This is a genomic window from Ferroplasma sp. Type II, assembly GCF_000496155.1.
Genome location: NZ_KI542805.1, coordinates 2,332 through 3,303 on the forward strand (window position 1 = coordinate 2,332; position 972 = coordinate 3,303).

Below are 972 nucleotides of genomic sequence, written 5' to 3' on the forward strand. Positions count from 1 at the left end.
TTCTGCGAGTACCCTAATATTATCGTTATCATCAAATAACTTCTTGAATCCACCTTTGTTCTTGACAGACTGCTGAAATTTTCTAAGGGGGTTGCGAAGGCTTGTCATAGAGGCTCCAATATCAAGATCCTGATAACGTTTCTGTTTAGCGGCATCCATATTTTTTAAAGTACTTTTAAAATTCTCCATATCGGTAATTTTTGGAATTTCTATAACCTCGTATTCTCCAATATAATTCATTCCTCTGCACCCTCCGAATCGTTTTTTTTCTCAGGGAAAATTATCTCATAAAAAAATCCGAAGATGGTTTTTTGATCAAGTAGTAACTCGTCTAATTTAGACCCCTCATTCAACCTAATTAAAAAATTTAAAATGCCATAAAATATAATGAAAATCATTATAAGATGCTTCACATCGAATTCAGACGTGCACGGGGCTTGTACAGCTTCATCATAAAAGTTTACATACAGGCCTGATTCTTTGATTTTATCCCAGTTTTCCACATCAATGCTTTTGAAATTTTCAATGAGAGCAGGGGGAAAATCAAAATTAACCCCCTCAAATAGTTTTGAAATGCTGCTAAAATTTTTATTGAAAGATGGAATTAAATTACCTAGGATAGGTTTTAGTATTTGGTATAATGGATCTATAGATTTTAAAACTATTTGAATTGCCTTGAGTTTCTCTCTATGATCATATGTGTTAAAACGCCTAATATCATAACTCTTTAAAGAATCATTGATATTACCTAATATCTTTGTATCTTCAAATTGTGAAAAAATGCTATCGTATAGTTTGATCGAGTTTTGCATATCAGATTTTGGGGTGTTTATAAGTAATATTAAGCCTTTTGCAAGTTCCTCTATCCCTATTTCTATAAGGGCAGCGCCGGTTGGTTTGCTTGTATTCAACGAATCTTTAAAAAGTCTAGACGCATTGTCATGGCATTTCTTAACATTTTCTATGTTGCAA

2 protein-coding genes are annotated in these 972 nt (G+C 32.7%); both read right to left on the reverse strand.

All coding sequences use genetic code 11. The features are described from left to right. A partial coding sequence (locus tag AMDU4_RS12505; RefSeq protein WP_290705353.1) for a hypothetical protein occupies nt 1-240 on the reverse strand: 240 nt, incomplete at its 3' end. After that, a partial coding sequence (locus AMDU4_RS12510) for a hypothetical protein (protein ID WP_021788307.1) occupies nt 237-972 on the reverse strand: 736 nt, incomplete at its 5' end. The genes AMDU4_RS12505 and AMDU4_RS12510, both read right to left, overlap by 4 nt.